At 34.6% G+C, this 15,129-nt stretch carries 14 protein-coding genes; 1 reads left to right on the top strand and 13 read right to left on the bottom strand.

Features of this window, described 5'->3' with window-relative positions:
• Nucleotides 1-23: 23 nt before the first annotated feature.
• The 9 genes from SMGD1_RS08580 to rpsB form a co-directional block, all read right to left on the bottom strand.
• Nucleotides 24-1,229, bottom strand: coding sequence for an NAD(P)/FAD-dependent oxidoreductase (locus SMGD1_RS08580; RefSeq protein WP_008335530.1), 1,206 nt, complete (start codon nucleotides 1,227-1,229; stop codon nucleotides 24-26).
• 83 nt (nucleotides 1,230-1,312) lie between these two features.
• Nucleotides 1,313-2,278 (bottom strand): cytochrome b/b6 domain-containing protein, encoded by a 966-nt coding sequence (locus SMGD1_RS08575; protein WP_039919911.1) that lies wholly within the window; start codon nucleotides 2,276-2,278, stop codon nucleotides 1,313-1,315.
• On the bottom strand, nucleotides 2,268-2,876 hold the full coding sequence (gene fdh3B / locus SMGD1_RS08570) for a formate dehydrogenase FDH3 subunit beta (protein WP_008335807.1): 609 nt from the start codon (nucleotides 2,874-2,876) through the stop codon (nucleotides 2,268-2,270). The genes SMGD1_RS08575 and fdh3B overlap by 11 nt, the downstream gene beginning before the upstream one ends.
• A 9-nt stretch (nucleotides 2,877-2,885) precedes the next feature.
• On the bottom strand, nucleotides 2,886-5,711 hold the full coding sequence (locus SMGD1_RS08565; RefSeq protein WP_008341139.1) for a formate dehydrogenase subunit alpha: 2,826 nt from the start codon (nucleotides 5,709-5,711) through the stop codon (nucleotides 2,886-2,888).
• Between the two features lie 16 nt (nucleotides 5,712-5,727).
• The gene (locus SMGD1_RS08555; protein ID WP_008337000.1) at nucleotides 5,728-5,934 is read right to left on the bottom strand and encodes a twin-arginine translocation signal domain-containing protein; all 207 of its coding nucleotides are present in this window, start codon (nucleotides 5,932-5,934) and stop codon (nucleotides 5,728-5,730) included.
• Between the two features lie 92 nt (nucleotides 5,935-6,026).
• On the bottom strand, nucleotides 6,027-6,800 hold the full coding sequence (locus tag SMGD1_RS08550; RefSeq protein WP_008335283.1) for a TorD/DmsD family molecular chaperone: 774 nt from the start codon (nucleotides 6,798-6,800) through the stop codon (nucleotides 6,027-6,029).
• Nucleotides 6,797-8,497: a 4Fe-4S binding protein gene (locus tag SMGD1_RS08545; protein ID WP_008335194.1), complete on the bottom strand. Its 1,701-nt coding sequence runs from the start codon at nucleotides 8,495-8,497 to the stop codon at nucleotides 6,797-6,799. The genes SMGD1_RS08550 and SMGD1_RS08545 overlap by 4 nt, the downstream gene beginning before the upstream one ends.
• 217 nt (nucleotides 8,498-8,714) lie before the next feature.
• A complete protein-coding gene (gene tsf / locus SMGD1_RS08540) occupies nucleotides 8,715-9,767 on the bottom strand; it encodes a translation elongation factor Ts (RefSeq protein ID WP_008336213.1) in 1,053 nt (350 codons plus the stop codon).
• 2 nt (nucleotides 9,768-9,769) lie between these two features.
• Nucleotides 9,770-10,534, bottom strand: coding sequence for a 30S ribosomal protein S2 (rpsB, locus tag SMGD1_RS08535; RefSeq protein ID WP_008336948.1), 765 nt, complete (start codon nucleotides 10,532-10,534; stop codon nucleotides 9,770-9,772).
• Nucleotides 10,535-10,919: 385 nt separating this feature from the next.
• Here rpsB and SMGD1_RS08530 point away from each other — a divergent pair, with 385 nt between their 5' ends.
• Nucleotides 10,920-12,527 carry a DUF3373 family protein gene (locus SMGD1_RS08530; protein ID WP_008336451.1) on the top strand — a complete coding sequence of 536 codons (1,608 nt, stop codon included), beginning with the start codon at nucleotides 10,920-10,922 and terminating at the stop codon, nucleotides 12,525-12,527.
• Between the two features lie 13 nt (nucleotides 12,528-12,540).
• Here SMGD1_RS08530 and bcp read toward each other — a convergent pair whose 3' ends face one another.
• The 4 genes from bcp to murG are packed head-to-tail and all read right to left on the bottom strand — an operon-like array spanning nucleotide 12,541 to nucleotide 15,123.
• Entirely contained in the window at nucleotides 12,541-13,011 is a 471-nt protein-coding gene (bcp, locus tag SMGD1_RS08525) for a thioredoxin-dependent thiol peroxidase (RefSeq protein WP_008335511.1), read from the bottom strand.
• A gap of 27 nt (nucleotides 13,012-13,038) precedes the next feature.
• Nucleotides 13,039-13,503 (bottom strand): DUF420 domain-containing protein, encoded by a 465-nt coding sequence (locus SMGD1_RS08520; RefSeq protein ID WP_008335054.1) that lies wholly within the window; start codon nucleotides 13,501-13,503, stop codon nucleotides 13,039-13,041.
• Nucleotides 13,496-14,107 carry a DedA family protein gene (locus tag SMGD1_RS08515; RefSeq protein WP_008336445.1) on the bottom strand — a complete coding sequence of 204 codons (612 nt, stop codon included), beginning with the start codon at nucleotides 14,105-14,107 and terminating at the stop codon, nucleotides 13,496-13,498. Before SMGD1_RS08515 ends, SMGD1_RS08520 begins: the two co-directional genes overlap by 8 nt.
• Nucleotides 14,104-15,123, bottom strand: a complete 1,020-nt coding sequence (murG, locus tag SMGD1_RS08510) for an undecaprenyldiphospho-muramoylpentapeptide beta-N-acetylglucosaminyltransferase (protein WP_008335383.1) — start codon at nucleotides 15,121-15,123, stop codon at nucleotides 14,104-14,106. Before murG ends, SMGD1_RS08515 begins: the two co-directional genes overlap by 4 nt.
• Nucleotides 15,124-15,129: the final 6 nt, after the last annotated feature.

The following is a 15,129-nucleotide window of genomic DNA, read 5'->3' as shown; positions in this document are numbered from 1 at the left end:
CAAATCTAACTAAAGATTAGTTGTTAACAGTTAAAGATTTTTTTGCATCCACGGTTTGATCTATAGTCCAATCTTTTTGCATAAACTTTCTCTACTATTTTTTTAACTATATGGGCAATATAACCATTAAAATACAAACCAAAAAGTTTAGAAACAGCGTAACCTCTGCCTAAGGCAATTAATGTACCACGAGATTTTATATTATGTTTAAGAAGATGTTTATCCAAGATTAAATTTCTTATATTTTTTGCACAAATATCTGCCATTTGCTCTGCTACATCTGCTGTCGGTGATACTCTCTCACCATTATTATAAATAGTAGTACAGTCTCCAATCGCAAATACTTCATTGTATTGGGGAACTTGAAAAGAGTCATTTGTGACTATATATCCATCTTCATTTTTTACAAGATTTAAATCATACACCAAACCATTTGGTTCAACTCCACCTGCAAATATCATAAAGTCCATATGTAGCTCTTCTCCACCACTCAACTTTACACTATTACTACTGAGTTGAACTACTTTTCTCTCATGTTTAATAACTATCTCTAAGTCTAATAATCTCTCTTGTGATTTCTTTACTAAATGCTTATCCATCCCTTTGAGTATTGTTTTTCCAGAATTTATTAGAACTATATTTAGCTTTCTGCAAATAAAATTATTTCTGCGATAAAACTCTCTGGAAAATGATGCCATTTGAGCCGCAATTTCAACACCACTAAGACCTGCACCAGCTATTATTATATTTATTGGAGTACATACAGTTCCACTCTCATCAACTTTGTTAAAGAGGGACATCTCAAATTTCTGCTTAAAGTACATAGCACGATGAAGTGCTTTTATGCCATAAGCATACTCTCTAAGTCCTGGTATACTGGGCATAAATTTTGTTCTTGATCCAACAGCTATCACAAGATAATCATATGTATATCTCTGTATTTGTGTAATTATTTTTTTATTTTTAAAATCAATATTAGTAACTTCTTGCTTGTAAAAAACCACATTACTATCAAAGCCCATACAGTATGTAAAAAGGTCTACTGTTACTTGTGCGAAATCTTCTTCATTTGCTATGAGATCATAAACATCTGTTTGCATAAAATGGTATGGATTTTTATCAAATAGTGTTATCTCATTATTTGGATTTTTAGCTAGTTTTTCAACTGTACGCAGCCCACCGTAGCCACCGCCAATGACGATAATTTTATTTGTTTTTTGATTTGACATAAGATAAGTATATCATTTTTTATTATAAAGCAAAATATTTTATAATTAATAAGAAAAGCATTTGCTCCCTTGGGAGCACAATGCTAAACTTGTGTTCCTAAAGCTTCTTCTTCTAAAACATCTGGTCTTAACTGTTCTAGATATTCGATAGGTAGTTTACCGGTTACAACACCTGGAATATAGCCTTTTACAGCTGCAAACATAGAGTAAACGGTTTCAAATGTAAAAAAAGAAATAATTGCACTTCCTAAAAAATGAAAAAACAGTATAAATCTTTTGAACTGAATAACTTCGGCATGTGTTGCCGAATCTGGTACTATGTACCAAATAATAAATCCACTAAAAACTAGAGTAGCTCCAAAAGCTACATATGCATAGTAGTTTATTCTATCCATTGGTTTATATTTTCCTCTAAGGAAAAAATTATTCCATGTTTTTGCACTTGGCCTTGCAAAATACTTATGATCCTTAAAAGCAATTATTGTCATAATAAGCCAGATTGGCATCCAGCCAAGTCCAACTATCTCATGTGTTGCTCTCATATATCTAGCTATTAATCCACCGCCGGTTACATTTCCAAAAGTGATTGAAAACCCTGTTATAAAGAGATAAATCATAACTATAATGTTTAATAAAATAACCACTCTTTGAAAGAGTGAATATACTTGAACTTTTTCACTACCTCTAGTAATATTTGCTTGTTTTCTTCCTTTAGCAACAATAAACATAGTCAAAAATAGGAAGAACTCTACCAAAAAAACTAAAGGCAATAGATGCTGTCTCTCTTCGAATGCACGAATAACTTCAGGTGCTATCGCATCATAGTTTGGTCCAAAAAGTCCTACTTCCATCTGCTGATAGTGAGTTAAACTATCAAATGGCACTAATTGTCCGGTAAAATTTCCTTGTAAAATTTGCAAAGTAAAATTAAATACATAACCTAAATCAGCAATTGTTGCTAAGAAAAAATACCAATATGTTAAAAGGACGAATAAAAAACCTATAATTAAATAGGCCTTATATTCGCTAAGAAAACTTTTATTTTCCATAAGCTTTATCCCAACCATAAGGCGCGGATTGTACCCCATGTCCAGCAGACATAACTCTTTGTCTAAAAATATTAGAAACATCAGCAGAATCACCGACTAGCAGTGCTTTTGTTGAACACATAGAAGCACATACCGGGACCTTGCCTTCAGCGATTCTATTTTGACCATAAAGTTCTCTCTCTTTATGAGAGTTAGTCTCTTCTGGACCACCGGCACACATAGTACACTTATCCATTACACCTTTGGTTCCAAATGCACCATCTTTAGGAAACTGTGGAGCTCCAAAAGGACAGGCATATAGACAATAAGCACAACCGATACATACCTCTTTATTATGTAAGACAATACCGTCTTCTCTAATATAGAAACAATCAACTGGACATACTTGCTCACAAGGAGCATCTGTACAATGCATACATGCAACAGATAAAGAGAACTCCATTCCTTGGATGCCTTCATTGATTGTTACAACTTTTCTTCTATTGATTCCAACCGGTAATTCATGCGCTTCAGCACATGCAACGGAACAGCCATCACAATGAATACATCGATTTTCATCACAATAAAATTTCATTCTTGAAACATCTATTTTACTCATCATGCTCTCCTATGCTCGCTCAACTCGACATAAACCACCCTTAGTCTCAGGAATTTGGGTAACTATGTCATAGCCGTAGTTTGTTACTGTATTCGCACTCTCACCAGTTGCGTAAGGTTTAGTACCTTTTGGATATTTGTGAGATAAATCTTCACCTTCTAATACACCTGCAAAGTGAATAGGTATAAATACTCTATCTTCAGAAACCGAATAAGAGAATTTGGCCTTTACTTTAATCTTTGTACCTTGTGGTGAATGTATCCACATCATATCTCCATCACGAATTCCATGCATCCCAGCTAAATTAGGGTTAATATCACAAAACATTTCAGGAGTAAGCGCTGCTAAATATTTAGAAGCTCTATTTTCCATACCTGCACCATTTAAATTTACAAGTCTTCCTGTAATTAGATTAATAGGGAAGTCTTTAGACCAATCCTGCTTGCTCTGTTCAGAAATATATCTTGTATCAACTCTAAAGTGGTTAGGTTTATCTGCAAAACTTGGATACTTCTTCACTAAGTCTTGTCTTGGGGAGTGTAAAGGCTCTCTGTGCATTGGAATCTGGTCAGGGAATGTCCAAACTTTAGCTCTCGCTTTAGCATTTCCATAAGGAGCTATACCGCGTTGCATACATTTCTCAGCAATAATATTAGAAGTATCAACTTTCCAGTTTTTACCAATTTTACTCTTCTCATCAGCACTTAGCGTAATGCCAAGAACTTTTTCAATATTTTCTGCAGTAATCTCTGGGTAACCGTCTTTATTAGCAGAATCTTTAGGTGCAGAACCTTTGCCTGATAATAAATCATGCCCTTCATGCTCTAGCCCAAATCTGTTTCTAAATCCCATACCGCCCTCAGCAACACTTCTGTTGATGTTGTATAGTACTGCTGACCCTGAATGTTTTTCAGTCCAACATGGCCATGGCAAGCCATAATATTCACCTTTCATCTCGCCATATCCACGACCAGAAATCTGATCAAACATATGCCAATTTTCTTGGTGTTTCTTTAATCTTTTAGCAGTCCAACCAGTTAAACCGATAGTTTTAATTATTCTTGCTATTTCATCAGTCGCATCTTCTGGCCAAGTGAAATCTTTTTTATTCTCTTTAATTTTCATACCTGCCGTAAGTTCATCATAAAAACCTAATCTTTTAGCCAACGCAAACATAATATCTTGGTCAGTTTTAGACTCATACATCGGTTCAATGATTTTACTTCTCCACTGAGCAGATCTATTTGTTGCAGTAACTGAACCTGCTGTTTCAAATTGAGTAGCAGCCGGTAAAATATAAACATCATCTTGCTTATCAGTAAGAATTGCACCTTCATTAACAAAAGGGTCACAAAATACTGCTAATTCTAGATTGTCTAAGGCTTCTTTTACTTTTTTAGTTTGAGCTGTTGATGTTATACCATTGCCCATAACAAACAGTGCTTTTAGATTTGTGCCATTATTATGAATAGCATCTTCACCTTCTTTACCAGCAAGAACACCTGCCCACCATCTAGCTAATGTAAAGCCTTTTTTGCCCATCCACTCTTTAGATTTGAATCTTCCGGCTAACCAATCATAATCAACACCCCATGACTTAGCAAAATATTTCCACGAACCATCACTTAAGCCATAGTAACCAGGAAGTGTGTCAGATAAACATGCCATATCAGTAGCACCTTGAACATTATCATGACCTCTAAGAATATTACATCCGCCACCTTCGATACCCATATTTCCAAGAGCAAGTTGTAGGATTGGAGCCATTCTAGTGTTAGATGAACCATTACTGTGTTGCGTAAGTCCCATAGCCCAGATTAAAGTACCTGGAGTTTCTTTCGCATACGCCTTAGTAATTTGAATAATCAAACTGGCATCTACTCCTGTAACATCCGCAACTCTTTCAATAGGCCAATTTTTAGCCTCTTTCATTATGTCTTCCATTCCAAAAACTCTATCTTTGATAAAACCTTTGTCATGCCAGCCGTTTTCAAAAATAATGTTTAACATTCCATACATAAAAGGAATATCTGTACCAGGTCTAATCTGTGCATATAAATCTGATTTTGCAGCAGTCTTTGTATACCTAGGATCAATAACAATTATCTTTGCATTGTTTCTCTCTTTAGCTTTTAAAAAATGTTGAAAACCAACTGGGTGATTAACCGCAGGATTCGCTCCAAAAATTATAATTGCCTTAGCGTTTTGTATATCTCCAAGTGAATTTGTCATAGCACCATAACCCCATGTATTTGCCACACCGGCAACTGTAGAGCTATGTCAAATTCTTGCTTGGTGATCTATATTATTAGTTCCAAACATTGCAGCAAATTTTCTATAATAGTACGATTGTTCATTACCAAATTTTGCTGATCCTAAAAACATTGTTGAATCTGGTCCAACCGTTTGTCTTAGGTTTTCTAATTTTTTAGATATACCATCCAAAGCCTCATCCCAAGAAATTCTTTTCCATTGGCCGGCTTGTTTTACCATCGGGTACTTTAGTCTAACTTCTGATCTGACCATATCAATCATATCAGAACCCTTAGCGCAGTGACCACCAAGAGAGACCGGATGATCTTGTGCGACATCTTGTCTTACCCAAACGCCATTTTGAACTTCAGCAATTACACCACATCCTACAGAACATGCTGTACAAATAGATTTAACATTTTTAGAGCCTGGAAAAGGATTTTTCACTTCCTCTTGTGTCGCAGCTCTTGTTATACCATCATTAGCGAAGCTATTTGTAACACTTGAAGCTGTAGCGACAGCGGCCATTTTTAAAAATGACCGTCTACCGATTTGAGCTTTTAACATATCAAATGCACTCATTTTCACTCCTTATTCACTATAAAGCTTGTTTATAGAAATCTTCCCAAGCTTGTGTTTTTTTATATAGAATCTCTTTTTTTGTTGAGCTCCCTACAACTACTCCATGCGAATTGGCTTCAAGAGAAACTTCTTCTTTATTAGCAGCTAACGCCGTAGCACCGACAGCGGCGGTACCAACAACCAATGCACTATTTTTTAGAAAATTTCTTCTACTTTCTTGCATAGTTGTCTCCTTTAACTTGTGATTAGCCCCAAATATATGAGACTTAAGTAAAATAAAAAAATTATCTTATTTAAGTCTCATATCTAACGTGGCTAGATATCCACTTCTACATCAGAAGCTACATCTACAGAACAGCTCTCTTGTTCTATTTTTGCGCCTGATTCTCTAAGGAGTCTGTTTCTCTCTCTTCTAGCAATCTCTTCTTGGGAAATCTCATCTTCTTGAGACTCTCTTTTGAGTATTCTTTCTTTAGTAACTGGAGTAGAGACTTCTAAATAAATTCTTTCAAACTCAACAAAAGACTTCAGTAAAACAACTATATTTTTAAAGATGACTGCACTTTCATGTTCATATAGTTCTCTAGAAAACTCATCAACAAATTCATTTAGAACTTGCTCAAAAATACAGTGTGCTGTATTTTTATATTGATCTTCACCATTTGCAATCAGTTCACACAGTTCACTCATTACTGTAAAAATAAATCCAACATTATCCTCATAGTCACAATAAGCTTTTTCATCTCTTCTGATTTTTGTTTTAGCTAAGAAGTTTTGCATCTGAACTCTTTTTTTGCCACTTTCAACTTGTTCATCATAATAAGAAGCAGTATTTCTTATATTTGTTGTCTCCGGTGAGTGGAATATTTCATCATATTCACGCATAAAAGCTATATTTGAGTCAGATTTTATTAGCTCTCTTATATTTAACAAGGCTTCTTGGGACATCTTATCCAACGGGTTTTCTTTTAAGATATCAATAAAATTCACTAGTTCAAAATATCTTGAAGTATCAGTTGTAAACACAAAACATCTTGAAAACATTCCATAGTATAAAGCCCTGGCTTTATTTATATTTTTTTCATTCATAAAGTTTGTCCTTGATTATTGTATAAAGCTTTATTATCTGAATATGATTGCATCATAATTTTTGGTTTACAATCAGCACAACAGTAGAGAGTTCTTTCTTTGATTGGATCTTTGGAAAAAATAGGAGCCATTAGAGTGGCGATTTTTTCTACTGCTTTTGTAGTGGCAAACTCTTTACCGCATTCCACACATGCAAAGAGAGTGTCTTTTGCAAGCAGTGACTCTTTGAACCAAGTAGGATTTAGTTTGATTACATTTTGCTCTATTGTTAAACAATCAGCTTCAGGACAAGATACTTCACAGTAGCCACATGCTGTACAGATGCTAGGATTGATTCTCAAAGAGTTGTCATCTATGTTTGCAACAAGTGCATTTACATTACAAGCACCTACACAAGCTAAACAAAGAGTACAGTTCGCCTCATTAACCTTGACTTGAGCATAGTGAATGTGTTCACCTGTTGTAACTTCTCCAAGATCATCTTCTCCTACTATATTTCTTAGACGTAGAGAGAAGATTTCTCTTTTTTTAGAACCTGGTTCATTAAATGTATAACGAGAGTCATCAACAAATCTTACTTCTTCAAGAACTTTAACAAGTTCTTCTTCATTCATAGCAACCAAGATTGCATCTATGCCGTATTTACTTTGATAAATCTGATTAAGAATAGAGATAGCATCTCCGCTGCCTTTAGAGATAAAATCAGAATAGAAGATTAGCTGTGAGCCAGACTCTTGTAGTATAGTTAGAAATGTTCCTTCATGTAGAAACTTTTCACCTTCTACTGCAAATGGTAAAACATTTTCTTTTAGTGATACATTTAGAGTTTTCATATCCATATTTCTAGGAATGATAAGAGGCATATGACCATTATAAAATCTTGCCATTTCAAAAATTGTCTCTCTGTTTGAAGGTGCATAATCAAGTGCCCCTGATGGACATACCGAGATACAGCCACCGCATCCGTGACAATCGATTTGAGAAAACTCCAAATGTTTCTCTTCATCAATCTTGATGATTGCTACAGTTGGACATACCTCTTCACACTTAGAACATATCTCTTCACGTCTTTCGTGGTATTGACATATAGTCTTATCATATACTGTAAACTTTTTATATTCATAGTTGTCTATATTGTTACGCAGTGTTGCAAGAACATCATCAATTGAGCTCTCCTGCGGATCAAACGAACCACTCTGAGTGATGGCTATTGCTTCTTGGTCAAACCATACTATTTGAGAAACATTTAGTGTTATATCTTTGAAGTTGTCATTTGCTATAACTTTTAAGTTTCCAATATGTCCGATAATAGACTTAACAGCATCTGGATATACATGAAAAAGATTAAACTCATCAGGAAGTATTGCTCTTAGAAATGCTTCTTTTTGCTCTTGAGTCGCTACTAGTAAAACTTCTTTAGACACTTCTTGTGAATAAGTTATATCTTGAGCTAAATCAAAACGAATCGCATTTACTTCATAGAGCTTTTGGATGTTTTTAATTTTATTTGCTATTGAATCTTCTGTATTGTTGATGTAGAAATCAATTTCGTTGGCTAATATTTCTGAAGAAATACTATTTGAATTTGAGACAATAAATTTTTCTTCAATTATATTTGAGGAACTGTTGACAATATAGATGCTTTCATCTAATGGGAAATTAGGGGTTTCATGCGAATAGTATACAAATTCTTTCATCTTCTAGCTCCTTTATATTTCAGGGACATTTGATTATAAATTATTATTTTTTATACTAGCATAATTTTTTTTAATATATGCAATAGTATTAATATTAATATTAGTTATATGAGAAGAATATGTATTTTGTTATTATTATAAGTTTTTTTGAAAGAATGGTGTAATGAGAAAGATGAAGAGAAGTGTTTTGTTATGCAAATTGGCTAAGGAAAAATCCTTAAGCCATTTGTGCCGCAACTTCAGCAGCGAAGTCGCCTACAACTTTCTCAATTCCTTCACCTACTTCTAGGCGAATAAATTCAGTAATTGTTGCAGTACCACCTAATGCTTTAGCGTGCGCTTCAACAGCTTGCGCAACTGTTAATTTGTCATCTAAAACATAAGTTTGGTCTAATAGAGCTTGCTCTTTGTCAAGAGTCGTATTGTCATCAACAAAACGAGCTAATTGACCAGGAACAATTTTGTCCCAAATTTGTTCTGGTTTACCTTGAGCTTTTAACTCTGCTTTGATATTTTCCTCAGCAGCAGCCATAACCTCAGGAGTTAATTGACTCATAGAAATATACTGAGGTACATTTTTAAGAGGTTTTTTAAGACGAGATAGCTCTTCGTTATCTTTTTTAATAACTTCGATTCTACCTACAGTCTCAGAAGTAACATAATCAGCATCAAAATCTTTATAGCTAAGTGTAGTTGGTTTCATTGCAGATGCATGCATAGCAACTTGCTTAAGTACAGCTCTCATACCTTCTGCAGTTTTTTCACTGTCACATTTAGCAATAACAATAACAGCTATACGGTTATTTGAGTGAATATAACCATTTAGTGCCGTTGTAGCATCTGCAGTTAATGTAGAAAAACGACGAATTTCTATCTTCTCACCGATTTTAGCAACAGCAGCTGTAAAAGTTTCTCCAAAAGAAGAAGCCATTAAAGCTTCTACATCAGCAGGTTGATTATTGTAAATCTCTTCTGTTGTAGCTTTAACTAATTTTTGGAAACTTTCATTTTGTGCAACGAAGTCTGTTTCAGAATTGATTTCAACTACAGTAGCTTTAGAAAAGTCATCAGCGATTTTGAAACCTGCAAGACCTTCAGCAGCAACTCTGTCAGCTTTTTTAGCTGCTTTAGCAATACCACGTTCTTTTAAAAGCTCAGTTGCCTTAGCCATGTCTCCATCAGCCTCAACAAGAACTTTTTTACAATCCATCATCGGCGCATCAGTTGCTGCACGCAACTCTTTTACCATTGTTGCTGTAATTTCCGCCATAATTATACTTCCTCTGCTGATGCTTCAGTTGCCTCAACAGTTTCTGCTACTACTACTTCTTCAGCAACTTCTTCTTCAGCAGGTGCATCTCTAAGAGCTTTACCTTCATTAATAGCTTCAGTCATTTCACGACAAAAAAGTTGAATTGAACGAATTGCATCATCATTACCAGGAATTGGATAAGTGATTAAATCCGGATCACAGTTAGTATCAAGTGGAGCTACAACTGGAATACCAAGACATCTAGCTTCTAAAATAGCGATGTGCTCTTTTACTGCATCTACAACAAATAACATATCTGGAAGTTTTTTCATATTACGGATACCACCGAAATATTCTTGTAGCTTTTCTTTTTTACGAGAAAGCATTAAAGCTTCTTTTTTAGTTAAAAGATCAATTTGACCATTTTCTTGCATTTCAGTAATTACGTCAAGTTTACGGATAGATTTTTGAATAGTTGGGAAGTTAGTAAGCATACCACCTAACCATCTGTTATCTACGTATGGCATACCACAAGCGATTGCTGCATCTCTTACAGAGCTACGAGCTTGTTTTTTAGTACCAACGAAAAGAACTGTTTGCCCTTCAGCAGCAGCATCCATAACGATTGTATATGTATTACGGAAATAACGAAGAGTTTTTTGTAAATCTATAATATAGATATTTTTACGAACACCGAATATATATTTTTTCATTTTCGGGTTCCAACGACGAGTTTGGTGTCCGAAGTGTACACCACATTCTAAAAGGTCTTTCATAGTTACCATAGGTAATCCTTAAAGGCTATTATTTCAAGCCAGAGTTTTGTTAGTTAGCTTTGGCAATGTCGAACAATTTTCTCTTAAAAAAGAGGTTGCACTAACTTTTGACACATACCTGTTAATGTTTTCTTGTACTTTGTAGAAGAAAAATCCGCGAATTATACTCAAAATATTTTTAAAAATAGCTTTTACACGTCTTTTTAGACAATATTAAAAGATTCTATGCTTAAAGTTGTTTATTGTCTTGTCAGGTAACAATATAATAATTTTTTATACTATTAAATGTGTAACTTCAAAAAAAATTTATCTTATCTACTGTATAGTATCACAAATATATTATAAAAAAGTGTTATATTTGTAACAACTATTTATATAAAAAAAGGGAAATAGCATGAACAAACCACTCCTATTATCTTTAGCAGCTGCTGCACTTCTTACTACAACTAACGTAAGTGCAGAGTCTATGTTTGAAAGATTTCAAGCAATGGAAAACGAGATGGCTAAGCTAAAAAAAGAGATATCTAAACTCAAAGCTCAAAAAGGTGAAACAGAAGATTCAGAAAAAGCTGATGAAAAAGAAGATTCTGAAGATAAAGATGAAGTAGCAGATAAAGAGAAATCTGAAGCTGATGATGAGAAAGAAGAGAAAGAGGAGATGGATGTTGAAGAAGAGATAGCTGAGATTCAAGAGAGTATCTCTGAACTAAACAAAGCTACTTCTGGCAACCATTTAAAATTTGGTGTTGATTATAGATTTACACTGGAAAATCTTAACTACAAAATGGCTGATGGTTCTGAGGCGAATAATGATGCTTTTATGACAAACCGTTTATGGTTAAACATGGACTGGTTGGCTACTAAAAACCTTAGTTTTAATGGCCAACTAGCGTATAACAAAGCTTTTGGTCAACGTTCAGGGGCAAGCACTCCTGCAAACGCATCATTTGAAGGATTTGACTGGATCTCAAATGAAAATGCATACGATGATACATTGAGAGTTCGATCAGCATATTTTCTATACAGAAATAGCACGTTCATTGGAACTTCAGTTCCATGGACGTTTAGTGTTGGTCGTCGCCCATCAACAAATGGTCACCTTATTAGTCTTCGTGATGATGATAAACCCTCATCTCCAATGGGTCATACTATAAATGTTGAATTTGATGGCCTTAGTTCAAAATTTAGTTTTGATAAATGGGTAGATGGCATGTACGTTAAACTCTGTGCCGGTCGCGGTATGAGTAATGCAGCGCCAAAGTTTAACTCTACACCTTACACTAGTGTTACAAGTGATAACACTAATATTGATCTAATAGGTCTAATCTTCGCTCCATATAATAATGGTCAATATTCCGTATCTACACAGTACTACTATGCGAACAATCTAATAGATGTAAAAAACACTGCTGATTATACGCAAGGTTTTGACACGGTGGGTGGTTTACACAGTATGACAGCAAACTTTGTTATAAATGGCATAGGACATGAGATAAGTGATTTTCTTGATGACACTACATTCTTTGTAAGTGGTGCGATGAGTATTACAAATCCCAACTCTGATCAACGTATGCTTTATGGTGCAATGGATTCGAATATGGTTGCCACTGCTACTGGAGAGTCAAAAACTGGTTACTCTTACTGGATTGGGACACAATTTCCTTCACTTATTACAGATTACGGAAGATGGGGACTAGAATATAATCACGGTTCTGAATACTGGAGAAGTATTACTTATGGTGAAGATACAAACATAGGTTCTAAAGTAGCAGCTCGCGGTGATGCTTATGAAGCTTACTTAACAGAGTATTTAATTGAAGATATCTTGTCTATGCAAATCCGCTATACATATATTGATTATTCTCATAGTGGAAGTAACGGTTTCTTTGGAGGAACTTCAGGAGCTTCTATGAATATGAATACTGCTATAGCATTTGGTCAAGGTGCTAACGTAGTAGACACGGCTCAAGATATCCGCTTCTACCTTCGTTATAAATATTAGTAGTTATTCAGGCTTAGAGAGATTGTAACCTCTCTAACTCAGCTTGAACTTTAGCAACATGATCCTTCACTTTTACATTTTCAAAAAGAGCTTTTACAACTCCTTCAGGATTAATTATAAAAGTAGTACGAACAATCCCCATATACTCTTTTCCATAGTTTTTCTTTAGCTGCCAAACTCCATATTCTTGCATCATAGATGTGTCTTCATCACTTAAAAGTGTAATACCCAAATCTTGCTTCTCTATAAAACTACGGTGTTTTTTAGTAGTGTCTGCGCTTACCCCAATTATAATAGCATCTAGCTCAGAAAAATCCGGTGCTGCCTCTGTAAACTCACAAGCTTCTGTCGTACAACCTGGAGTATTATCTCTTGGGTAAAAATAAAGGACTATCCATTTTCCCCTTAAATCTCTTAAACATATCTCGATATCATCTTGGTTTGGTAAGCAAAATGCAGGGGCTTGTGTCTCAATTTTTAACATATATATTCCTTTGATTTTATAGTAGATTTAATAGACAAACATCAAAAAGTAAACCCAGATGCCAGTAAGTGAAGTCAGCACAACTCCGCTGAATGTCATAAGTCCTGCTTTTTTATGCTTTTTAAGTTGTATCTGTTTTTTTGCCATGAAAATTGTAGTAGCCCAGATTATAAGTGTGATTACTGATATAGCTATGTGAAAAATAAGTACTATAAAAGCGTAGTTATGTGACACCCCGCTCTCTTTCATAAAATAGTCAAATCCACCAATCATTCTAACACCAGTCTCAAAGTAACCAAGTACTATAACAGAAAATGCAAAAATAAATATCTGTGTGTACGCATGAGTTTTATATCTTTTTGTCTTAGCAAAATAGATAGCACTCGCTACTAGCAGAGGTAAAAGTGCAACAATTAAAGTAACCAAATCCATAAAAAATGGTGCACGCGTACCGAAAAAACCTGGATGAAACATATAATCTAAATTACTCACTCTTAACTCCTCTATTTTTTTGATAATAAATATACCAAGAACCCAATAAAACTAACATTACTAAAACACTCATTGTGATTTGTTTTAAATATGTGTCAATCAACTCCTGATTTTCTCCAATAAAATAACCTAACATTGTTAATATCAATGCCCAGATGCCAGCACCAAGCGCTGTATATGTTGAAAATACTACCAAGTTCATACGAGCAATACCCGCAGGTATAGATATAAGCTGACGTATGCCAGGTATAAGCCTTCCTGTAAATGTAGAAATATGACCATGCTTCTCAAAAAAACTATCCATTTTATCTAAAGCATTCTCTTTTATAAAAAAGTATTTTCCATACTTCTTTAGTATTTTTCTACCCAGACTAAGAGCAAGATAGTAGTTGATGAATGCTCCTACCATTGAGCCTCCCAATCCACTAATCATTATCATAGTTATGCTCATCTTCTCCTGCGAAGCTAGATAACCAGCAGGAATCAGAATTATTTCACTAGGAAAAGGTATAAATGAACTCTCTACTGCCATAAGACAAAAGATACCAACATATCCCCAGTCAAAAATAAGGTCTACTAAATCTTGCGCTAACTCTCTTATCATTTAATACTCTCTTGTACATCTTTTATCATTTTCTGTGCAACATCACTATTTGAATACTCCATAAGTTTTTTACTTTTTTCTATTATAGACTCATCTAATATATGTAACAATTTACTTCTTAAGTCTTCACTCTCTCTCTCACACCATCCAAGTTCATTCTCAACTATAAATCTAGCATTATGGTATTGATGGTCACCTGCTGCATGTGGATATGGTATATAAAAAGCTGGTAAAGCATTTGAAGTTGCTTCCCAAAGTGTACTAGCTCCTGAGCGACTCACTGCTAAATCTGCTCTTTGAATAAGAGATTCCAAATCTTTTGTAAAACCATATAGTTCAACTTCAACACCTAAAACTTCGTACTCTTGTTTTACTCTCTCATAATCACTCTCACCAGCTTGGTGGACTATCTTTATATCTCTCTCTTTTAATTTTCCAGCTACACTTAAAGCCAAATCATTTATAGCTTTTGCACCGTGAGATCCACCAAGAAAAATCAATGTTTTAATACTTTCACGAATTCTGGCATTTTTATAAAAAACTTCTTTTACTGGATAGCCTTTTATATAAGAATTTTTGTCATAGGCACAGATAAATCTTTTAGCATAAGGTTTAAGTATAGAATTCAGTCTTCCTGTAACAGCATTTTGCTCATGTATAAAGAGTGGAATTCTTTTACTTAGAGATGCAAAAGATGCAGGAGCTGCTGAGAATCCACCTACACTGTATGTAGCTTGAATTTTATGCTTTTTTAAAATTTCTCTTGATTTTAAAAAAGCTCGAAAAACTCTCCAAAGAGCTTTTAACTTGCCAAATCTTTTTTGGTTCACAACACCGGTAGTCTCTAAAAAATAAACATGAGAAAAGGAACTTCTATCTTCAAAATATTTTCTATCCTGACCACTTATTGAACCAATGAAAATAGCTTCATGCCCTTCTTTTACTGCGGCTTCTACTAATGCCTGTGCTATCATCAGATGCCCGCCAGTTCCACCGCCAGTTATGCATAATTTCAACTCAAC

Source organism: Sulfurimonas gotlandica GD1 (genome assembly GCF_000242915.1).
Lineage (GTDB): Bacteria > Campylobacterota > Campylobacteria > Campylobacterales > Sulfurimonadaceae > Sulfurimonas > Sulfurimonas gotlandica.
Note: the sequence above shows the minus strand (reverse complement) of the source record. Positions and strands in the feature narration are given on the sequence as shown.

Excerpts from the sequence above, each read along its gene's own strand:
- SMGD1_RS08580 (WP_008335530.1), bottom strand. The coding sequence starts at position 1,229 with ATGTCAAATCAAAAAACAAATAAAATTATCGTCATTGGCGGTGGCTAC.
- SMGD1_RS08575 (WP_039919911.1), bottom strand. The coding sequence starts at position 2,278 with ATGGAAAATAAAAGTTTTCTTAGCGAATATAAGGCCTATTTAATTATA.
- fdh3B (WP_008335807.1), bottom strand. The coding sequence starts at position 2,876 with ATGAGTAAAATAGATGTTTCAAGAATGAAATTTTATTGTGATGAAAAT.
- SMGD1_RS08555 (WP_008337000.1), bottom strand. The coding sequence starts at position 5,934 with ATGCAAGAAAGTAGAAGAAATTTTCTAAAAAATAGTGCATTGGTTGTT.
- SMGD1_RS08550 (WP_008335283.1), bottom strand. The coding sequence starts at position 6,800 with ATGAATGAAAAAAATATAAATAAAGCCAGGGCTTTATACTATGGAATG.
- SMGD1_RS08545 (WP_008335194.1), bottom strand. The coding sequence starts at position 8,497 with ATGAAAGAATTTGTATACTATTCGCATGAAACCCCTAATTTCCCATTA.
- tsf (WP_008336213.1), bottom strand. The coding sequence starts at position 9,767 with ATGGCGGAAATTACAGCAACAATGGTAAAAGAGTTGCGTGCAGCAACT.
- rpsB (WP_008336948.1), bottom strand. The coding sequence starts at position 10,534 with ATGGTAACTATGAAAGACCTTTTAGAATGTGGTGTACACTTCGGACAC.
- SMGD1_RS08530 (WP_008336451.1), top strand. The coding sequence starts at position 10,920 with ATGAACAAACCACTCCTATTATCTTTAGCAGCTGCTGCACTTCTTACT.
- bcp (WP_008335511.1), bottom strand. The coding sequence starts at position 13,011 with ATGTTAAAAATTGAGACACAAGCCCCTGCATTTTGCTTACCAAACCAA.
- SMGD1_RS08515 (WP_008336445.1), bottom strand. The coding sequence starts at position 14,107 with ATGATAAGAGAGTTAGCGCAAGATTTAGTAGACCTTATTTTTGACTGG.